Raw genomic sequence first — 19,675 nt, forward strand, 5'->3', positions numbered from 1 at the left:
TGAGGTGCGTTCGGGGGCGCAGGGACGGGCCGGGCGGCCCCTACCTGTTCAGCGGGCGCCGAGCAGGTGCTCCAGCGCCAGCTGGTCGAGCTGCTCGAAGGCCATGCCCCGGACCGCCGCGCGATCGACGTCGAACTCCTCGAAGGCGGTGCGGTCGGCCAGCAGGCCGGCCAGGCCGTCCTCGGCCGTCCGGGCGGCGAGTTCGGGCAGGCGGGCGGCGGCCAGCGCGGCCTGCACCTCCGGGTCGGCCCGGAACGCGCGGGAGCGCTCGGCGAGCAGCAGGTAGTTGCGCATGCAGGCGGCGGCCGAGGCCCAGACGCCGTCGAAGTCCTCGGTGCGCGGCGGCTTGAAGTCGAAGTGCTTGGGGCCCTCGTAGCCCGCCGACTCCAGCAGGTCGACCAGCCAGAACGCCTGGCGCAGATCGCCGGCGCCGAACCGGAGGTCCTGGTCGTACTTGATGCCGGACTGGCCGTTCAGGTCGATGTGGAAGAGCTTGCCGTGCCAGAGCGCCTGGGCGATGCCGTGCGGGAAGTTGAGCCCGGCCATCTGCTCGTGGCCGACCTCCGGGTTGAGGCCGACCCGCTCGGGGCGCTCCAACTCGTTGATGAAGGCGAGCGCGTGGCCGACGGTGGGCAGCAGGATGTCGCCGCGCGGCTCGTTGGGCTTGGGCTCGATGGCGAAGCGCAGGTCGTAGCCCTGCTGCTCGACGTACTCGCCGAGCAGGTCGAAGGCCTCCTTGAGCCGGTCGAGCGCGGTGCGCACGTCCTTGGCGGCGCCGGACTCGGCGCCCTCGCGCCCGCCCCAGGCCACGTACACCCCGGCGCCGAGCTCGGCGGCCAGGTCGATGTTGCGGATGGTCTTGCGCAGCGCGTAGCGGCGCACGTCCCGGTCGTTGGCGGTGAACGCGCCGTCCTTGAAGACCGGGTGGGTGAACAGGTTGGTGGTGGCCATCGGCACCCGCAGGCCGTTGGCGTCCAGGGCGGCCCGGAACCGCTTGACCGCGGCCTCGCGCTCGGTGTCCGAGGCGCCGAACGGGATCAGATCGTCGTCGTGGAAGGTGACGCCGTGGGCACCGAGCGCGGCGAGCCGCTGCACGGTCTCCACCGGGTCCAGCGCCGGGCGGGTCGCGTCGCCGAACGGGTCCCGGCCCTGCCAGCCCACCGTCCACAGGCCGAAGGTGAACTTGTGCGCGGGGGTGGGGACCAGCGGGTCGGTGCTCATGGCAGGCTCCTGGCTCTATTCGTCATGACAGAAAACAAATTAGTATGCCGAGACCCGGAAGGAAACCCACCCAGCGGAGGAATGCATGGCTCAGCGCGTCGCGATCGGTGTGGACAGCTCGACGCAGTCCACCAAGGCGCTCGCCGTCGACATCGACACGGGCACCGTCCTGGGCCAGGGGCGGGCCGCGCACACCGTCAGCGGGGGCGCCGGTCGCGAGAGCGACCCCGAGCAGTGGTGGCGGGCGTTCGACGCCGCGGTCCGCCAGACCGGCTGGGCCGACCGCGCGGCCGCCGTCTCGATCGCCGGCCAGCAGCACGGGCTGGTCGCCCTCGACCCGGCCGGGCGGCCGGTCCGCCCGGCGCTGCTCTGGAACGACGTCAGGTCCGCGCCACAGGCGGCCGAGCTGGGCGAGCTGTTCGGCCCGAAGGAGCTCGCCGACCGCACCGGCAGCGTGCCGACGGCGGCCTTCACCGCCGCCAAGTGGGCCTGGCTGCGCGCCACCGAGCCGACCGCGGCCGACCGGGTCGCGGCCGTCCGCCTGCCCCACGACTTCCTGACCGAGCGGCTGACCGGTGCGGCCGTGACCGACCGCGGCGACGCCTCCGGCACCGGCTGGTGGGGCCCGCACGGCTACGACCAGGACATCCTCGACCGGATCGGCCTCGACGCCGCCCTGCTGCCGCAGGTCCTCGCCCCGGGCGCCGCGGCCGGCACCGTGCGGCCGGGCCTGGCGCTGCCCGAGGGAACCCCGGTGGCCACCGGCACCGGCGACAACATGGCCGCCGCCGTCGGGCTGGGCCTGACCCCCGGGCGGCCGGTGGTCAGCCTCGGCACCTCCGGCACCGTCTACGCCGTCGGCCGGACCCGCCCGGTCGACCCGAGCGGAACGGTCGCGGGCTTCGCCGACGCCCTCGGCCGCTGGCTGCCCCTCGCCTGCACGCTCAACTGCACCCTGGCCGTCGACCGCTTCGCCGCCCTGCTCGGCCGCGACCGCGCCGAGGTCGAGAGCGGCGGTACCGCCGTGGTGCTGCCCTACCTGGACGGCGAGCGCACGCCGAACCTGCCCGCCGCCTCCGGCCTGGTGCACGGTCTGCGCCAGGACACGACCCCCGGGCAGCTGCTGCAGGCCGCCTACGACGGCGCGGCCCACGCGCTGCTCACCGCCCTGGACGACGTGCTGCGGGCCGGCGGCGAACAGGGCGCGGCGGACGAGCCGCTGCTGCTGATCGGCGGCGGCGCCCGCGGGCGGGCCTGGCAGCAGACCGTACTGCGGCTGTCCGGCCGGGCGGTGCAGGTGCCGGTCGCCGAGGAACTCGTCGCGCTGGGCGCCGCCGCCCAGGCCGCCGCCCTGGTCACGGCGGAGCCGGCCGACGCCGTCGCCCGCCGCTGGGGCACGGCCGCGGGCCCGGTGCTGGCACCCGTGGCCCGCGACGAGTCCACCCTCGAACGGATCACGGATACCCTGCGTCGAGCCGGGGCCTTGCAGGGCGCCCCGGCGCAGGAGCGATAGGAGAGGAAGGCCCGTGGCGGCGGTCGGCAGCGCGAGCAGGGAGCAGCAGGGCGGCCCCGCCTCGCAGCAGGACATGCGTCGGCAGAACCTGGCGGTGGTCCTCGGCACCGTCGCGGCGCACAGCCCGCTCTCCCGCGCGGATGTCGCCGGCCGCACCGGTCTGACCAGGGCGGCCGTCTCCTCCCTGGTGGACGAACTGGCCGCCCGCGGCGTGCTGAGCGAGACGGAGACCGCGCCCAGCGGCCGGGTGGGACGCCCCGGCCGGGCACTGGCGGTCAGCGACCGCGGCCCGGCCGGCCTCGGACTGGAGATCGGCGTGACCCACCTCGGCGCGTGCGTGGTGGACCTGCGGGGCGAGCCCCGGGTGTGGCACCGGGTGGAGCGGAGCAACGCCGGCCGCGCGGCCGGGCAGGTGCTGGCGGAGGCCGCCGAGCTGGCCGCCGAGGCGGAGGCGGCGGCCGCCACCCTCGGGCTGCGGGTGGCGGGCCGGGTGCTGGCCGTGCCCGGTGTGGTGCCGAACGAGCCGCGCGGCCTGGTCGAGCACGCGCCCAACCTCGGCTGGCACGCCGTGCGCCCGGCCGACCACTGGCCCGATCCCGCCACCGCGCCCGAGCCGGAGAACGAGGCCAACCTCGGGGCGCTGGCCGAGTACTGGCACGCCGAGCAGGCGGCGGAGACCCTCGTGCACGTCTCCGCCGACGCCGGGATCGGTGCCGCCCTGGTCATCGGCGGCCGGCTGTTCCGCGGTGCCCGCGGCTTCGCCGGCGAGCTCGGGCACGTCCCCGTCCAGCCGGACGGGGTGCCCTGCTCCTGCGGCGCGCGCGGCTGCCTGGAGCAGTACGCGGGCGAGGCCGCCGTGCTCGGCGGGGCCGGACTCGTGGGCGGCGCCGACCCGGTCACCGTGCTGGCCGAGCGGGCCGGGGCCGGCCACCCGCCCACCCTGCTCGCCCTGGAGCGCGCGGGGCGGGCGCTGGGCCTGGCCCTCGTCTCGGCCGTGAACCTGATCGACCCGGACGGCCTGGTGCTGGGCGGTGCCTACGCCGAACTCGCCGACTGGCTGCTGCCGGCGATGCGCGCCGAGCTGGCCGCCCGGGTCACGGTCCGGCCCTGGGCGCCCGAGGCGCTGCGGCCCTCGGCGCTGGGCCGGCGCGGACCGGTGCTCGGCGCGGCCCAGTTGACGGTCCGCCGGATCCTCGCCGACCCCACCCTGCTGCCCGCCGCGGCCACCGAGTCGCCGACCGCGACGGCCACCTCGTCGGTCAGGTCGGCGGGCGAGGTGTAGGAGTGTGCCCGCAGAAGTGGTCCCAGGCGCGCGGGAAGTACGGCGCCACCACCCGGGCCGGCACCTCGGCGCCCGGACGGGGCCGGGCGCCGTACCTGATCATGTCGTATCGCTGCGGATACATAGGATGGATCTACCTAGGGTTCGTCATCTGGCGTCTAGATCGGGCAAGGACTCGGCCCATCTCTTCTCAGACATCGGACCACCTGTTAGGTTGACGCCGTGTCACTGACCGACCGGGCCATCTCCCGCATTCGTCAGCTGATCCGGGACGGAGAGCTGCCCCCCGGGTCCAAGCTGCCGCCCGAACAGCAACTGGCCGCCTCGCTGGGGCTCTCCCGGAACCTGCTGCGCGAGGCGGTCAAGGCGCTCGTCGTCGCACGGGTGCTGGAGATCCGGCGCGGCGACGGCACCTACGTGACCAGTCTGGAGCCCGCCGTACTGTTGGCGGGCCTCGCCGGTGCGGTGGAGCTGCTGCAGGGCGAGACCGTCCTGGAGCTGATGGAGGCGCGCCGCCTCCTCGAGCCGGCCGCGACCGCGCTGGCTGCGGACCGGATCACCGACGAGGAGCTGGCCGAGGTGGGCCGCCACCTGTCGGCCATGCGGCAGGCGCGCGACGACGCGGAGCTGATGAACCGGCACGACGCCGCCTTCCACCGGGCGGTGATCCGCGGCACCCACAACGAGACCCTGACCACGCTGCTGGAGCACATCGCAGGACGCACGCTGCGCGCCCGGCTCTGGCGCGGCCTGGTCGACGTCGCCGCGGCCGACCGGACGATCGCCGAGCACGAGGCGATCCACCAGGCCCTGCTCGCCCGGGACGCGGCTCTTGCGCAGGCCGCAGCCCTGATCCACGTCAGCACCACCGAGCGCTGGCTGCGCGAGCACCTTCCCGAGCGGGAGCACCCCGCGGCCGGCGGCCCGGCGGCCGCGGCCGTCCGGGAGCAGCGGGCCGCGGCCGGCCGGCGCCCACCGCCGCCGGACGACCGCAGCCGCACCGTCCTTTCGACCGGACCTGCCGGGCGCCGGTAAGCGCTCGGTCAGGCCTTCCCGGCGAGCCGCCAGATCTGGTTCTTCTTGGTGGCGAGGGTGCTGCCGGTGTCGCAGGTCCACTGGTGGATCAGGGCGCCGGGGGTGGTGGAGACACCGCTGACATCCACGCACTTGCCGCTGTGGGCGGCCACCAGCTGGTAGTCCTGGCTGTTGCCGAGGGCGGTGACGGGGCTGAGGGTGAACTGCTGGTTGGCCTGGCCGCCGCAGTTCCACTGGATCACCGCCGCGCCGTCGGCGGTGGAGGCCCCGGAGACGTCGAGGCACAGGCCGCTGTGCTCGTTGACGACGGTGTAGGTGTTGGGCTTCCCCACGACCGGCTTGAGGTCCAGCATCTGCTGGTAGCCGCCCTCGCAGAGGTACTGCTGGTACTGGGTGCCGGGGCTGCTGGAGAGGTTGGTGTCGTCCAGGCACTGGCCGCTGTTCTCGCTGACGGCGACGGTGGAGACGGTGGTGTTGGCGGGCGGCAGCAGGGTGACGGTGTAGCCGTCCTTGGCGTTGCCGTAGGGCAGGGTCACCGAGGCGGCGTTGCCGTTCACCGCCAGCAGGGTGTCGGCGATGGTGACCGGGCCGGCCACCGCGGCGCCGTTGCCGTCGGGGATGCGCTGCACCACGGCGCGGACCCGGCCGTTCTGCACCACGGACGTGGTGTTCAGGCCGGTCAGGTTGACGGTGGTGTTGCCGGTGTTGCCGTTGGACCCGAGCAGGACCTTGGCGTTGCCGGCGGCGTTGTCCTTGGTCGCGAAGCCGTCGACGCCGTTGCCGGGGACCAGGTTGACGATGTTGCCGGTCTGCGAGCCGTAGTAGCGGTAGGTGAACCACTCGCCGAGCGGCAGGTACTGGTTGACGCTGTTCCTGGTGAGCAGGTTGGCCTCGTCGTCGTGCAGGCCGGTGCCCGAGGCCCAGTTGCCGCGCAGGCCGTCGGCGCCGGCCCGCTCCAGGCGGCCGATGAACCAGGCGCCGCCGCCGGCGTTCTGCTGGGAGAGCGCGCCGTACTCGTTGATCTGGTACGGCCGGGTGTTGGTCAGTCCGTGCGCGGCCAGGGTGGCGTTGGCGCTCGCGGTGCCGGGGACGGGGTCAGCGGGTTCGTCGTGCCAGCTGTAGATGTCGGGCGCGACGTTGTTGGCCTTGACGTAGTCCAGGTAGGTGTTCCACCAGGCGTAGGAGGAGGAGGGCTGGCCCGCGATGCTGGGCCCGACGATGAGCTGGCCGGGGAAGTTGGACCGCACGTCGGCGTAGAAGCGGGACCACATCTGCAGGTACTGGCTCTGCGGCCCGGGCCAGAAGCCCCTGCCGTCCGGCTCGTTCCACAGGTCCCACTGGACCGTCATGTGGTTGGCCCTGACGTCGGAGAAGAGCTGGTTGACGAAGTTGTCGAACTGGGTCCAGTTGCCGTTGTCGCCGGGGAAGGACTGGTGGGTGGTGCCGTCGGCGCCCCACAGGTCGTGCGGGAGCAGGACGAAGGTGCCGCCGAGCGCGGTGGTCCGCTTGTACTGGGCCAGCGTGGCGTTCCAGCGGGTCTGGTAGTCGGCGAGGCTGGTGGCGTAGCCGCCGCCGTTGAGCTGGGCGCCGCCGGCCCGCTCGAGGTGCCACTTGATGTCCGTGTAGAAGTGGTCCTGCGGGAGCGACCCGTCCGGGGACATCCCGTACAGCGTGCCGGAGGCGTGGTAGGTCGGGGCGCCGCCGGCGGTGGCGAAGTCGACGGTCACCGAGGTGTCGGCGGCGTGCGCCGGACTCGCGGCGAGCGAGGTTCCGGTGGCCGCGGCCAGCGCGCACAGGAGCGCTCCGGCCTTCTTGGGCAGGTGCACAGCGGTTCTCCTCTGGGTGGGGAGGCCACCCGGCCGACCGGCCGGGTACGGCTCGGGGGTGGTGGGGTCAGCCGGCGAACGCGACGGCGGCAAGCCGTCGAAGGGGTCTGGGCATGGCGAACCGGTCCCTCGGTCGCCGAGCCGATTCATCGAACCGATTCGGCGAACCGGTTCGATGGGAACGTAGGGTCAGTTCCCGGCGGCGTCAAGGGATCTGACAGCACCTCGTCCTTACCGGTGCGTGCCTCGGTGGCTGCGGGCAGCGAAACGGTTCGATCCGCGCCTGCGGGGCGCCTCGCGACTTCTCCCTCGTCGGGGCCGCCGCCCGGCGTGATCCGAACGACCCGGGCCCCCGGGCCGGGCTCAGGGACCGCCGAGCGCCTGCGCGCACCAGATCGTCTTGCCGCCGGCGGAGTGCCGGGTGCCCCAGCGCTGGGTGAGCTGGGCGACGAGCATCAGACCCCGGCCGCCCTCGTCGAAGATCCGGGCCCGGCGCAGGTGCGGGCTGGTGTCGCTGGCGTCTGACACCTCGCAGATCAGCGAGGTGTCCCGGATCAGCCGCAGCCTGATCGGCGGCCGGCCGTACTTGATGGCGTTGGTGACCAGCTCGCTGACGACCAGTTCGGTGACGAAGGCCGCCTCGTCCAGGCCCCAGGCGGTCAGCCGGTCGACGGCGAACTTCCGAGCGAGCGGCACCTGCGCGGTGTCGGGCTCGACCTCCCAGACCGCGACGTGGTCGGGGGAGAGCGCGTGCGGGCGGGCGAGCAGCAGGGCCGCGTCGTCGCTGCGGTGGTCGGGGAGCATGGCCTGCATCGCCGCGTCGCACAGGGCGTCCAGCGAGTCGGCCGGGCGGCTGAGCACCTGGAACAGCTCGGCGGTGCCCTGGTCGACGTCGCGCTCGCGGTTCTCCACCAGTCCGTCGGTGTAGAGGGCCAGCAGACTGCCCTCGGGCAGTTCGAGCTCGGCGGCCTCGAACGGCAGGCCGCCGATGCCGAGCGGCGGCCCGGGGCGGGCGGGCACCGGGACCGCGGTGCCGTCCGGCCCGATGAGCAGCGGCAGCGGGTGGCCGGCGCTCGCCAGCGAACAGCGCCGCGAGACCGGGTCGTAGACGGCGTACAGGCAGGTGGCCCCGGCCTCGCCGGTCGACTCGTAGGGGCCCTCGGGAGTCAGGCCGCTGGGAAGGTGCATGACCAGGTCGTCCAGGTGGGTCAACAACTCCTCCGGCGGCAGGTCCACGTCGGCCAGGGTGCGGACCGCCGTGCGCAGCCGGCCCATGCTGGCCGAGGCGTGCAGGCCGTGCCCGACCACGTCGCCGACCACCAGCGCGACCCGGGCGCCGGAGAGCGGAATGACGTCGAACCAGTCGCCGCCCACACCCGCACTGGCACCGGCGGGCAGGTAGCCGCAGGCCACCTCGATCGCCTGCTGGCCGGGCAGCCGCTGCGGCAGCAGGCTGCGCTGCAGCGTGAGGGCGGTGGTGTGCTCGCGGGTGTACCGGCGGGCGTTGTCGATGGCCACGGCGGTCTTGGCGGCCAGCTCCTCGGCCAGGATCAGGTCGTCGGCGGTGAAGCTCTCGGGCCGCTCGCTGCGGGCGAAGGCGGCCACGCCGAGCAGGGTGCCGCGGGCCAGCAGCGGCACGGTGATCCGCCCGGTCAGCCCGGTCGCGGCGATGCTCCCGTCGATCACCGGGTTGCCCGGCGGCCAGTGGGCCGGGTCGGCGGCCAGCCCGGGGCCGAAGCCCCACTCGCCGCCGGGACCGGGTTCGGCGGCGAGCTGCACCGTCGACCTGCCGGAGGCCAGGCAGCGGACCGCGACGGCATCGGGGGAGTAGCGCACCGGCGGCAGGGGCTCGGTGCGCTGCTGCGCCTCCCCCTTCGCGCCGTAGCGGCCGGCCCGCCGCAGTGTGAGGGTCCCGTCCACGGTGAAGGTGGCGGACAGCGGCGGTTCGTCCCCGCGCAGCACCTCCTCGAAGAGGTCGACGGTGACGAGGTCGACGAAGCCCGGCACCGAGGTCCGGGCCAGCTCCTCGGCGGTGCTGACCACGTCGAGGGTCTGGCCGATGCCCCTGCTGGCCGCGCCGAGGAGCAGCAGGCGCTGCCGGGCCCAGTACTCGGCGCTCATGTCGAACCCCCAGTTGGCGACCGCGCGGACCCGGCCCTGCTCGTCCCGGACGGGCCACATGCTGGTGGCCCAGGCGTTGGCGTAGCTGCTGCCCAGCGGGCGGAAGACGGTGATCAGACGCGCTCTCCACGCGACACCTCCGTGCGGTGACAGCGGTGACCGCCGGAACGGCGTTCCGGCGCCTTTTCCCCACCGTAGGACGGGCCCTGGCCGTGCGCAGCAGCGGCCGGGCGGGTCGCCGGGGCGGGCGCCGCCGGCACGGCGGCCGGTGGCGCCCGCGGCCGGGTCAGCTGCTGAACACCTGCACGGAGTACAGCGAGTAGCTCCACCGGGTGGCGCGGGCCGTGCCGTACATCCGCAGGTACCGGCCGGAGCCGGACAGGCCGCTGATGTTCTCCACGCCGCCGCTGCCGCTGGTGGTGGTGTAGACCGTGGTCCAGTTGCTCGCGTCGTCGGAGGTCTGGAGCTGGTAGGCCGTCGCGTGCGAGAACTCCCAGTTGAGGACCACCCGCCCGATGGTCCGGCTGGAGCCGAGGTCCACCTGGAGCCACTGCGGGTCGGAGAACTGGCTGGACCAGCGGGTGGACGGGTTGCCGTCGACGGCGTTGGCCGCCGCCAGCGAGGTGTTCTCGTCGGAGGAGGAACTGGCGGGCCGGCCGAGGGCGAGGTCGCCGCCGGAGAGCGAGGGGTCGAGGAAGGGGCGGTCGTAGACCTCCAGCGAGCGGATCGACGCCCAGGTGCCGGCGTCCAGGCCGCCGGTGACGGTCACCCGGAGGTAGCGGGTCCGGGCCGCGAAGGTGAGGGCCTGTACCTGTGCGGCGGTGGTGCTGCCGGTCCGGTCGGCCAGGGGGGACCAGGTGGATCCGTCGGAGGAGCCGTCGATCCGGAAGCGGTAGGCCTTCGCGGGCTGCTCCCAGGCGATCCGCGCCCCCGTCACCGCGCGCACCGAGCCGAGGTCGACCTGGAGCCAGTGGCCGGTGCCGCCGTCGGCGGCGCACCAGCGGGTGGAGGTGTCGCCGTCCACCGCGTTGGCGGCCAGGTTGCCGTGCGCGGTCTCGACGCTGTCGGCCGTGGCCGGGCAGCCGCGGGCGATGTCGGCGGGGACCACCGGGCGGTCGAGCACGATCGCCACGACCGTGTCGTCGGGGTAGCGGGTGCGGTCGATGCCGGTGACGGTGACGCCGTTCCCACCGGTGGAGCTGAAGGAGAGCGTGTTCCTGGAGACGAGGTCGTAGACCGAGGTGACGTGCGCGTCGCCCAGCGAGGGGGTGGTGAAGCTGCTGCCGCCGCTGTAGCCGGCCAGCAGGTGGGCGTAGACGGTCTGGCCCGAGAAGGTGAACCCGTACTGGCCGTCCACCGGGTGCCACGGGCCGCCGCGGGTGCCGTGGAGGGCCTCGTGGTTGGCGCTCATGAAGCCGCCGACCTGGCGGAGCACCGCCGCCTGGGCGCTCGGAACCGTACCGGTCGCGTCCGGGCCGACGTTGACGATCGCGCACATGTCGCGGACGAAGCAGTTGACGAGCACCGCCATCACCGCGGCGAAGGACATGGCGTGGTTGCCGTCGTAGCCCCAGCTGGTGCCGGAGACGCTGAACGCCTTCTGGACCAGGCGGCCGTACCGGATGGGCCCGCTCGGCACCGCGCCGCCCTCCTCGACGTCGTAGTCGCCCACCCACCCCGAACGCGGGTTGGCCACGGCGTTCGGCTGGTGCCGGCGCACCAGGCCGGTGAGCCCCAGCGGCTTGCCGGTGCCCGGCTCGTTCTCGCCGTACGCGGCGTCGACCGGCCAGCCGTTGCCGGCGTCCCGGTACTGGCCGGGCTCCCAGAAGAACGACCCCTGTGCGTCGGTGCCCTGCTGCGCGAGCCAGCCGCCGTCCCACCAGATGTCGTCGATCGCGCCGTAGTCGGTGACCAGCTCCTTCACGGACTGGTACACCTCGTTCTTCAGGGTCCGGGCGTTCTCGTGGTAGTCCGAGGACGCCGGGTCGGTGCCCTCGTAGTTCCACGGGTACAGGCTGTTCGGCAGCACGCAGTCCGAGGTGAGCGCGGGGCTCGGCGGCTTCGCCCCGCTCACGTCGTAGTAGCCGGGGTAGCGCCAGTCGATCGGCGAGTAGTAGAGCCCGACCCGCAGGCCGGCCGCGCGCACCGCGTTCACGTAGCCCTTGACGAAGTCCGTGCCGGCGGGGAACGGGGTGTCGCCGGCGGTCCAGGCGTTGGGGTGGCCACTGGGCCACAGGGCGAAGCCCTCGTGGTGACGGGTGGTCAGCACCACCTGGGCGGCGCCGAGGTCCTTGGCCAACTGCGCCCAGGCGGTGGGGTTGTAGGACTGGGACTGGGTGGCGAACGCACCGGCGTACTGCGACCGGTAGGCGGTCGGCTTGACCTTCGAGGAGAACATGTACCACTCGCCGCGGGCCGGCACCGAATAGACGCCCCAGTGGATGAACATGGCCAGCTTGTTGTCGCGCATCCACTGGATCCCGCTGTCCGGCTGCTGCCAGACGCCCTGGTCCACCTGCGGGATGCGCAGCGGGACCAGCGGCAGCGGGTCGCCCTCGACCACGGCGGCTTCGGCAGCCGTGCCGGCGACGCCGGTGCCGACCACGCCGGCGACGGTCGCCACAGCCAGGCCGGTGAGCACGCTTCTGCGACTGACGGATCGTGACATGGATGCTCCGTAGGAGTGCTCGACGGGGGACGGGCGCCGCGGGCCACGTACATGTATCGCCGCTGCTGCCATCGCCTGTCAAGGTCTCGGACAGCTATAGATCCTATGTATTCAGCGAGCCGGCTTCGAGTGCAGCTCCCCTTCGACTGCCTCCGACGCGGCTGGATATGCGTGCCACTCGGCAACGCATCAGCTCAAGCTCGCAATTGCGCGACGCCGGCGAACACCCGTGCGTCGCGAAGGGCCCCGCAGTCATCTGTGCGGCTCCTTGGTGACGCTCTATTCATCGGATCAGTAGCGCGCCCGGCTCAGTCCGCGGACCGGACGGCGGGTGCCGCTCCGGGCCGGTGGAGGCGGTCTGACACCGCGTCGGCACCGGCGGGGAAGTACCGGGCGAGGAACTCGTTGCGGAACTTGCCCGCCGGATCGAAGTCGCCCAGCAGCGTGCCGAAGTCGGCCCAGCGCGGATACCGCTCCCGGACCGTCTCGGGAGCCATGGTGAAGACCTTGCCCCAGTGCGGCCGTGCGGCGAACGCGGACAGGGCCTCCTCGACCGTCCGGACCGCCTCCGCCACCGCGACCGCGTCGGGGTGCCAGGTGAAGTGGAAGGCGACGCAGTCGCGTGCGTACGCGGGGCTGAGCCACAGCGCGTCGGCCGCCACCGTGCGGATCTCGCTGATCTGCAGGGCCGGCGCGATCCGGTCCCGGACGGCGTCCAGCGCGTCGAAGGCGGCGACGGCGTCGGTCCTGGCGACGAAGTACTCCGACTGCAGCTCCTCGCCGCTGCTCGGCGTGAAGTCCAGCCGGAAGTGCGGCAGCCGGGCGTGCCACCGGCCCGGGACGCCCAGCTGCCGGGTACAGGGTTCGGGCGGACACCCCGGCACGGGGTGGCGCGGACCGTCGGCGAGCGCCGCACCGTGCCAGGTCGCGGGGGCGTCGGGACCGCCGCGCCGCTTGATCCAGACCTGGTCGATCTGCTCGCCCCGCCAGCGGGTGAAGAGGCTGACGCTGTACGCCGCCGCCACGATCTCCTCGAACCGTTCGCGCAGCGCGGCCGTCGGCAGACCCTCGTAGACCCACTGCCGGATCTCGAACGCGGGGACCACGTCCAGGGTCAGCCGGGTGACCACGCCGAGGGCACCCAGGGCCACCACCGACCCCGGGAACTGCGCCGCCCCCCGGTCGATGGTCCGAAGGCCGCCGTCCGCCGTGACCAGCTCGACGGCCCGCACCGCCGTGGCGAGCGAGCCGTTGGCGACCCCCGAGCCGTGGGTGCCGGTGGCGCACGCCCCCGCGACCGAGATGTGCGGCAGCGAGCCGAGGTTGTGCAGGGCGTACCCCGCCCGGTCCAGCACCTCGGCCAGCTCGCCGTAGCGCATCCCGGCACTCACCGTGACCGTGCCGGCCCGCTCGTCCAGCTCGACCGAGCGGGGCAGCCCGGCCACGGAGACCAGGTCGCCCGCGGTGTCGGCGATGGCGTTGAAGGAGTGCCCGCTGCCGAGGACCCGCAGCGACCTGCTGCCGGCCACGATCCGCTGCAACTCGGCCACCGAGGCGGGCTGGTGGAACCGTTCGGCGCCGAACACGATGTTGCCGGCCCAGTTCGTCGCGGCCACGGTCATAAGTGCTGCCTCCTCGGTTTCGGGAACGCGCCGGTGCGAGTCAGCAGCGCGTCAGGCGGACCGCGAGGCCGTCGTGGCGGTAGTGCGGCGTCGCCCGGTAGCCGTCCGCGTCGACCGTGACGCCGGCGAACTCGCCCTGCAGCGTACGCCCGGTGATCACCGGGATGAGCTCCTCGCCCAGCGCGCGGGCGTCCGGCAGCCGCAGGACGAGCTGCGCGCCCTGGCCCAGCGTCACCCGGCCCGCCACCGTCAGGACCGGGGCGTGCCCGTGACGGATCGTCAGTTCCAGTCGCGTCCCCGGGGCCGACTGCAGGTAGTCGCCGTGCACCCGCAGGGCGCCCTGCCGGGTGTCGACCCGCAGGGTGCCGCCGCGGACCTGGACGTCGCCGCGCCCGAGGGCGTCGCGGGAGGCGGCCGCCAGGACCCCGGCCGCCACCACGGTGGTGCCGGTGTACCGGTTGGTGCCGGTCAGGGTCAGCGTGCCGGTGCCGCGCTTGGTGAGGCCGCCGGGACCGCCGATGTCGTTGCGCCAGGCGTCGGCCGCGCAGAAGCCGCCGTCGGCGGCGTCCAGCTCCACGGTCACGTCGTGTTCGAAGGAGCCGTAGCCGTCCGCCGCGGCGAACAGGTTGAGCCGGCCCCACAGCTCCGGGCCGTCCAGCAGGGCGTAGCCGGAGGGCAGCGCGGTGGTGCGCAGCACCTCGCGGCGCTGGGCGGCGTCGAGGTAGGGCAGCCGGGTCTCCAGCAGCACCTCTGCGCCCTTGGGCACGGTCATCGGGACGTCCCGGCCGCCGCGGTGCAGGACGTACGTCAGCCGCGGGGTGACCTGCTCGGCGTTGGCGGCACGGTCGGCGTACGGGTCCTCGGTCACCGGGGCCCGGTGGGCGAAGGCGTACAGGGTGTCGGCGGTGGTGCCGGTCTTCGCCTGGAAGTAGGCGGCTGCCTGGGCCCGGGCGGCCGCCTTGAGCCCCGCGTTGCGCGGGTCGGCGAGGGTGGCGGCGGCGAGCGCGGTGGCCAGGGTGCGGCCGCCGACGACGTCGAGCGGGGAGTGCATGCCCGCGGTGATCCGGGTGTGGCTGAGGTCGAACGCGCGGGCGACCAGTTCCTGGAACCGCTCGGGCACCGCGTAGGCGAGGGCCAGCGCGGCCAGGTGGAAGGCGTTGGTGTGCCCGCTCACGAAGCCGCCGTCGTCGGCCGGGGAGGTGCTGCGCTGGCGCAGCAGTTGCGGGGCGACCACCACGTCCGAGGCGTAGACCGGGTAGCCGAGGGCGTCGGTGGCGCCGGTGTCGACCACCGCGCTGTCCTCGGTCAGCCGCCAGGGCCGCGGGTAGCGGTAGGCGTACTTGGCCGGATTGCCGGAGGCGTACGGTCCGCGGAGTGTGTTGACCAGGGCGACCACCTGCCCCAGCTCCGAGTCCACCGCCCCGGGGCCGATCTCGGATCCGGCGGGCGCACCGGCCGGGACGGCGTCGTCGATCTTCGCGGGCGGGGTGGAGTCGGGCGCCGTGGTGATCGAGGTGACCGCCCTGGCACCCGCCCGGTACAGGTCGGCGAGCGGGCCGAGGCCGGCGATGACGGCGTAACTCTGGTGCTGCCGGTCGTAGATGAAGGCCTCGCGGGCCTGCGCCGCGGTGCGCTGCCCGGTGGTCCGCACGCAGTAGCGGACGTTGGCGCGCAGCAGGTCGGCCATCAGCGGCGAACCGGTGTTCCAGGACCCGCCGGTGTGCCAGACCCGGTTCATCCCGGTGAGGATGCGCACGGCCGCGTTCCCCTCCGGGGTGAGGTCCGCCATCGTGTTGGTCGAGTAGGAGTCGACGAAGGCGGCGCCCTGGGCGGCGTCGGCCGGGGCCGCGGCAGCCTGCTGCTGGGCGGTCAGCAGGCCCAGGGCCGTGGGCGCGACGAGGATGCCGAGCGAGGTTCCTGCGGAGTTCCGCAGGAAGCGGCGGCGGTCCAGGGTGGGCTGATCGGTCACGGCTGGTTTTCCTAGGGTGGTCGGCCTGGTCGGCCTGGTGGGCGAAGCGGCGTCCGGGCGAAGGTCCCCGGCCCGGGTGGCGGCCCGGGCCGGGGAGGTGCGGGGTGGTCAGCGACGGGTGAACAGGAAGCCGAGCTTGTCGACCTCGTCGCCGGCGCGGCCGTGGAACCCGGCGAGCTGCCAGCCGGCGGGCGCGGTGCGGGTGACGCAGTCGGCGGTGGTGCCGCCGGCCAGGGAGCGGCCCAGGCTGGTGGTGAACGAGGCGTAGAAGATCCGGGTGTGCCCGTTGTACGAGCCCTGGCAGAGGGTGGCCGAGCTCAGGTACTCCCCGCTGCCCAGGGTGAGCGAGGAGGCGGTGCCGCCGGAGCCCCCGTGGACCAGGGAGGTGCCGTCGGCGAGGGCCAGGCCGACCTGGTCGACGCGGGAGCCGGACCGCAGACTGACCATGGTGGCCCGGGCTCCGGCGGTGACGCGGTCGATGTCGGTGTAGAAGTCGCCGTGCGGCCCGCCGAACTGATCGCTCGCCAGGTACGCCGGGTTCCGGCTCCAGCTGAAGCCCACGGCGACCGGGTCGTGGTCCGAGAGCATCCGGCCGGAGGCGTCCAGGAAGTCGGCGTGCTTGTCGGCGTACGAGGTCGCGGTCAGCGAGACGAGCGAACTGCTGCGGTACAGGACCTTGTCGACCACCTCGCAGGTGTCGGTGGGCGCGTTCTGGTCGCACAGCAGCGGGTCGCCGCCGCGCGCCGGGGCCACGCCGCCGCGCTCCAGCTGCACCCACGCGTCGGTCAACCGGTTGTCGGCGGCGAAGGCGGCGATGGTGTCGTCGGCCCGCGTGTAGCGCGTGTTGGTGTCGCCCATCACGACGACGGCGTTCCCGGCCGAGTGGGTCGCGATGTAGCCGGAGAGCTGCGCCAGATTGGCGGCGCGGGCGGTCTCGTCGCCGGCCGCCGTCCCCGCGTTCGCGTGCAGGTTGTAGAAGTCCACGTACACGCCCTCGGCCAGCCGGGTGCGCATGAAGGTGAAGCCCTTGGGGGTGAGGCAGTCACCGGAGTCCAGCTGGCAGTCGTTCCACTTGACCCGCTCGAAGTCGTCGGTGTCGTACGGGAGGTCGGACAGTGTGTTGAGGCCGCTGCCGAGGCCGGCTCCGCCACTGGTCGCCGTGCGGTCCGGGTGGGTGTCGGCGGCGTACAGCGCGGCGTGGTAGTTGAAGTCCTCCTGGACGTTCACCACGTCGTACGGCGCGAGCCGGCTCCCGATGGCGGTGGTGCTGCTCTGCCGGTCGGTCGAGGCGCTGGACAGCGCCTGCGGCAGGCCGGCGACGTTGTACGTCAGCACGGAGAGCGATCCGCCGTCGGTGGTGGCGGCCTGGGCGGGCGGTGCGGCGATCAGCGAGCCCAGTGCGGCGGCCGCGCCGAGGGCGCCCGCGAGCACGGAGCGGACACGTGGGTGGCGCAGACGGGCGTTGGACATCGGTGCTCCGATCGGAGGACGGCCAGGGGGATCCGGCGTTGGGAGCGTATGAGCGAACCATGAGTGCGTCAACATGCTTGAGCTTCCCCCGAATCGGTTCTGAACTGGCTGTTTGTGATGCCATGTCAATTCGTTCGGGAAGATTTTGTTAGCGTTAACGCAATGTTCTTGCCCTGCCGGCCGATGAGGACCGGGCCGCCGGGGGTTCCTGGCGGCCCGGCCCCCACCCCGCCTCACCTGCGGCTCAGCCCAGGTTCCACTGCTGGTTCGCCTGACCGTTGCAGCTCCAGAGCTGGACCAGGCTGCCGTTGCCGGTGGCGGCGTTGCCCACGTCGAGGCACAGGCCGGACAGCAGGCTCGTGACGGTCCCGTCGGGATTCAGGCTCCACTGCTGGTTGGTCTGGCCGTTGCAGGTCCAGGTGACGACCGCGGTGCCGTTGGTCGTGCCCTTCTGGTAGGCGTCCAGGCACAGTTGGCTGCCGCCGCTGTAGACGGTGACCAGGTTGGACGAGTTGTGGGTGAAGAGCTGGTTGCCGCTGCCCGAGCAGTCCCAGATCTGCAGCCGGGTCCCCGGCGTGGTGCTGGAGCCGTTGACGTCCAGGCACCGGCCGGCGCCGACCGCGTGGAGCGCGCCGGTGCCGGTGGTGCCGCTGCCGACGCCGGCCTGGGAGATCACCTCCTGGGCGCCCGCCGGCCAGTTCGTGCCGCTGACCTGGACGTTGCCGGACAGCACGTTGTTGTGCGGGGAGCCGGTCGCCACGTTGGCGGCGCCGTGGTTGTACCAGTTGCCGGCGAAGGTGCTGTCGCTGGTGTTGTTGCTGGCGCTGGCGTTGGTGAAGGCCCAGAGCCCGTTGTCCTGCAGGACGTTGCCGGTCAGTGTGAGGTAGCGCGAGCCCTCGTCCAGGTAGAGGCCGGTGGTGAACTGGTTGTCGTAGACGTAGTTGTCGCCGAACACGCTGCCGGGGTTCGCGGACAGGTTGTAGATGCTGCCGCCGTCGTGGAAGACCTTCTTGGTGCCGTGGACCTTGTTGTAGGTGACGACGGTGTTCTTCAGGGTGGTCGGCGTGGTGTAGGTCTGCTGGAAGTTGTAGGTGCCGCGGTTGACGTAGTCCTGGCTGCCGCCCGCGTCGTTGATCCCCCAGCCCCACCCGGTGTCGATGCCGTCGTAGGCGAGGTCGGAGACCTCGTTGTGGGTGATCACGGCGTGCGTGACGTAGGTGGACAGGATGCCGGGCATGTCCTTGTAGTCCTGCGCCACGCTGCTCACCCGGTTGTTGCTGACCGTGATGTTCTGGTCGGTCATCGCCGGGTTGGACGGGTGGTGGGCGTCGGGCTGGACCCCGCCGACCACCACGCCGCCACCGGAGTCGTTGCTGAAGGTGTTGCCGTTGACGGTGATGTTCGAGGCGCCGAGGCCGGTGCCCGAGGCGACGGCGTCCGCGTCCTGGCCGATGCCCAGGCCGACCTCGCCGAGGTCGCTGAAGGTGTCGCCGCTGAAGGTGATCCCGCTGGCGGCCGAGACCTGCACCGCTGCGGGGACCTGGCCCCAGCTGTTGCGGGTGGACTCGAAGGCCGGGCACCCGGTGGCGCAGGCCGACAGGAAGTTCGACGGCTCGTTGGAGTAGGCCTGGTTGAGGAAGGTGCCGGTCTGCTGGTCGGCGTAGCCGATGCTGCTGCTGGGGGCCAGCCACGTGGTGTGCTTGAAGGCGATGCCCTGGAAGGCGAGGTTGCGCACCGGGCTGCTGTAGCTGCCGCTGATGTTCAGCAGCGAGGTGGTCAGCGGCAGTTCGACGTCGTGGCCGGCGGGGTTCCAGCCGGCCGGCGCCTTGTAGTAGAGCTGGCCGGCCCGCGGGTCGAGGTACCACTGCCCGGCCGTGTTGAGGAACGCGTAGGAGTTCTCCAGCTGGAGTGAGCCGCCGGCGAACGGCTTCTCCATGGTGTCGTAGCCCCAGCCGTTGTTCTGCCAGGCCGGTTCCTGCATGGTCACGTTCGTGCCGCTGATGCTCTGCACCGGCGTGAAGCGGTCGGTGAAGGAGTTCTGGGCTTCGAGCTCGATCCGGTCCTGCTCCGGCAGGTTGGCGATCCAGTCGAGGTTCGGGTTCTGGATCGTCAGACCGGAGCTGGTGAAGGCGAGGTCGCTGCGGGCGACGGACATCGCGGCGCGTGGTGCGATCGAGCCGTCGACGAAGAGCTGCCGTGAGTCGGCGCCGACGGGGACCGGTGCGGCGTAGATGTTGTTGGTCGAGTCGTGCAGGGTCCAGCCGGTGACCTGCGTGCCGCCGGAGAGCACCGGCGACTGGCCGGGGGTGGCCTGCCAGCTGACGGTGTGTCCGTTGCTGCCCGAGTCGGCGCTGGTGAACCGCAGCGGCGTGGTGAGGCGGTAGGTGCCCCCGGCGAGCTGCACGACGATGTCGCCGGTCATCGAGCCGTTGATCGACTCGACGGAGGTCTTGGCCTGGGCCGGCGAGCAGGGCGCGGTCGCGGTGCACGCGGTTCCGGACCCGGTGGGGGAGACGTACAGGGTGGTGGAGGTGGCGGCGTGGGCCGTCGGCGGGGTGGCGACGGCCGCCGCGAGCGCGAGCGCGCCCACCGCGGCGGTCCGCACGGGGCGGCGGTCGCTCCGCTTGTGGGGTTGAGGCGTCATTGTCCCTCTGCCTTCTCGGTCAGGGTGCTGCGGTGTGCCCCGGGCGGGGCGATGGGACACCTTCGGACCGTCCGCAGGACCGGCGGAGCCCATCTCGGGTGGCGCAGTGACGACTTCGGGCCGACCGGGGGCGAGGGCCTGGCTCCGCCCTGCGCGTCGTCCCGGGCCGGCCTGCCCTCGAACAGGTGCACCAAGTCCGGATCCGCGACCCCATCGGGCACCTATGGATCGTATTTATCGGGTCATTAGCAGGCGATGTCAAGAGGATAGGCGGACATATATGACCGGAAACGGCACTGGGAAC

The 19,675-nt window shown here is 73.0% G+C and carries 12 protein-coding genes; 3 read left to right on the forward strand and 9 right to left on the reverse strand.

Annotated elements, in window-relative coordinates; all coding sequences use genetic code 11:
• Positions 1-48: 48 nt before the first annotated feature.
• Complete coding sequence (gene xylA / locus C7C46_RS00380; protein WP_110664493.1) at positions 49-1,221, reverse strand: xylose isomerase; 1,173 nt, start codon at positions 1,219-1,221, stop codon at positions 49-51.
• An 85-nt stretch (positions 1,222-1,306) separates the two neighbouring features.
• Here xylA and xylB point away from each other — a divergent pair, with 85 nt between their 5' ends.
• Positions 1,307-2,734, forward strand: coding sequence for a xylulokinase (gene xylB, locus C7C46_RS00385; RefSeq protein ID WP_110664494.1), 1,428 nt, complete (start codon positions 1,307-1,309; stop codon positions 2,732-2,734).
• Between the two features lie 73 nt (positions 2,735-2,807).
• On the forward strand, positions 2,808-4,016 hold the full coding sequence (locus C7C46_RS00390; protein ID WP_110664543.1) for an ROK family transcriptional regulator: 1,209 nt from the start codon (positions 2,808-2,810) through the stop codon (positions 4,014-4,016).
• On the opposite strand, the gene C7C46_RS34625 is transcribed toward C7C46_RS00390, so the two are convergent.
• The gene (locus tag C7C46_RS34625; RefSeq protein ID WP_181442108.1) at positions 3,994-4,140 is read right to left on the reverse strand and encodes a hypothetical protein; all 147 of its coding nucleotides are present in this window, start codon (positions 4,138-4,140) and stop codon (positions 3,994-3,996) included. The genes C7C46_RS00390 and C7C46_RS34625 overlap by 23 nt on opposite strands.
• Before the next feature lie 98 nt (positions 4,141-4,238).
• Between C7C46_RS34625 and C7C46_RS00395 the strand changes: the two genes are divergently transcribed.
• Complete coding sequence (locus C7C46_RS00395) at positions 4,239-5,051, forward strand: FadR/GntR family transcriptional regulator (RefSeq protein ID WP_110664495.1); 813 nt, start codon at positions 4,239-4,241, stop codon at positions 5,049-5,051.
• Positions 5,052-5,059: 8 nt separating this feature from the next.
• Here the strand turns inward: C7C46_RS00395 and C7C46_RS00400 are convergent, their stop codons facing one another.
• From C7C46_RS00400 to C7C46_RS00430, 7 genes are all read right to left on the reverse strand, one after another.
• Positions 5,060-6,877 (reverse strand): RICIN domain-containing protein, encoded by a 1,818-nt coding sequence (locus C7C46_RS00400; protein ID WP_245983926.1) that lies wholly within the window; start codon positions 6,875-6,877, stop codon positions 5,060-5,062.
• A 363-nt stretch (positions 6,878-7,240) separates the two neighbouring features.
• Positions 7,241-9,058, reverse strand: a complete 1,818-nt coding sequence (locus C7C46_RS00405; protein ID WP_110664497.1) for an ATP-binding SpoIIE family protein phosphatase — start codon at positions 9,056-9,058, stop codon at positions 7,241-7,243.
• A 226-nt stretch (positions 9,059-9,284) separates the two neighbouring features.
• Positions 9,285-11,666 (reverse strand): alpha-L-fucosidase, encoded by a 2,382-nt coding sequence (locus tag C7C46_RS00410; protein ID WP_110664498.1) that lies wholly within the window; start codon positions 11,664-11,666, stop codon positions 9,285-9,287.
• Between the two features lie 308 nt (positions 11,667-11,974).
• Positions 11,975-13,288, reverse strand: coding sequence for an FAD-binding protein (locus C7C46_RS00415; RefSeq protein WP_110664499.1), 1,314 nt, complete (start codon positions 13,286-13,288; stop codon positions 11,975-11,977).
• A gap of 40 nt (positions 13,289-13,328) precedes the next feature.
• Positions 13,329-15,257 carry a phosphatase PAP2 family protein gene (locus C7C46_RS00420; RefSeq protein ID WP_245983928.1) on the reverse strand — a complete coding sequence of 643 codons (1,929 nt, stop codon included), beginning with the start codon at positions 15,255-15,257 and terminating at the stop codon, positions 13,329-13,331.
• A gap of 108 nt (positions 15,258-15,365) precedes the next feature.
• Positions 15,366-16,727 carry a jacalin-like lectin gene (locus C7C46_RS00425; protein ID WP_110664500.1) on the reverse strand — a complete coding sequence of 454 codons (1,362 nt, stop codon included), beginning with the start codon at positions 16,725-16,727 and terminating at the stop codon, positions 15,366-15,368.
• Positions 16,728-16,971: 244 nt separating this feature from the next.
• Positions 16,972-19,371, reverse strand: a complete 2,400-nt coding sequence (locus C7C46_RS00430) for a ricin-type beta-trefoil lectin domain protein (protein WP_110664501.1) — start codon at positions 19,369-19,371, stop codon at positions 16,972-16,974.
• Positions 19,372-19,675: the final 304 nt, after the last annotated feature.

It is taken from the genome of Streptomyces tateyamensis (assembly GCF_003205575.1).
In the GTDB taxonomy this organism is placed as follows: Bacteria; Actinomycetota; Actinomycetes; order Streptomycetales; family Streptomycetaceae; genus Kitasatospora; species Kitasatospora tateyamensis.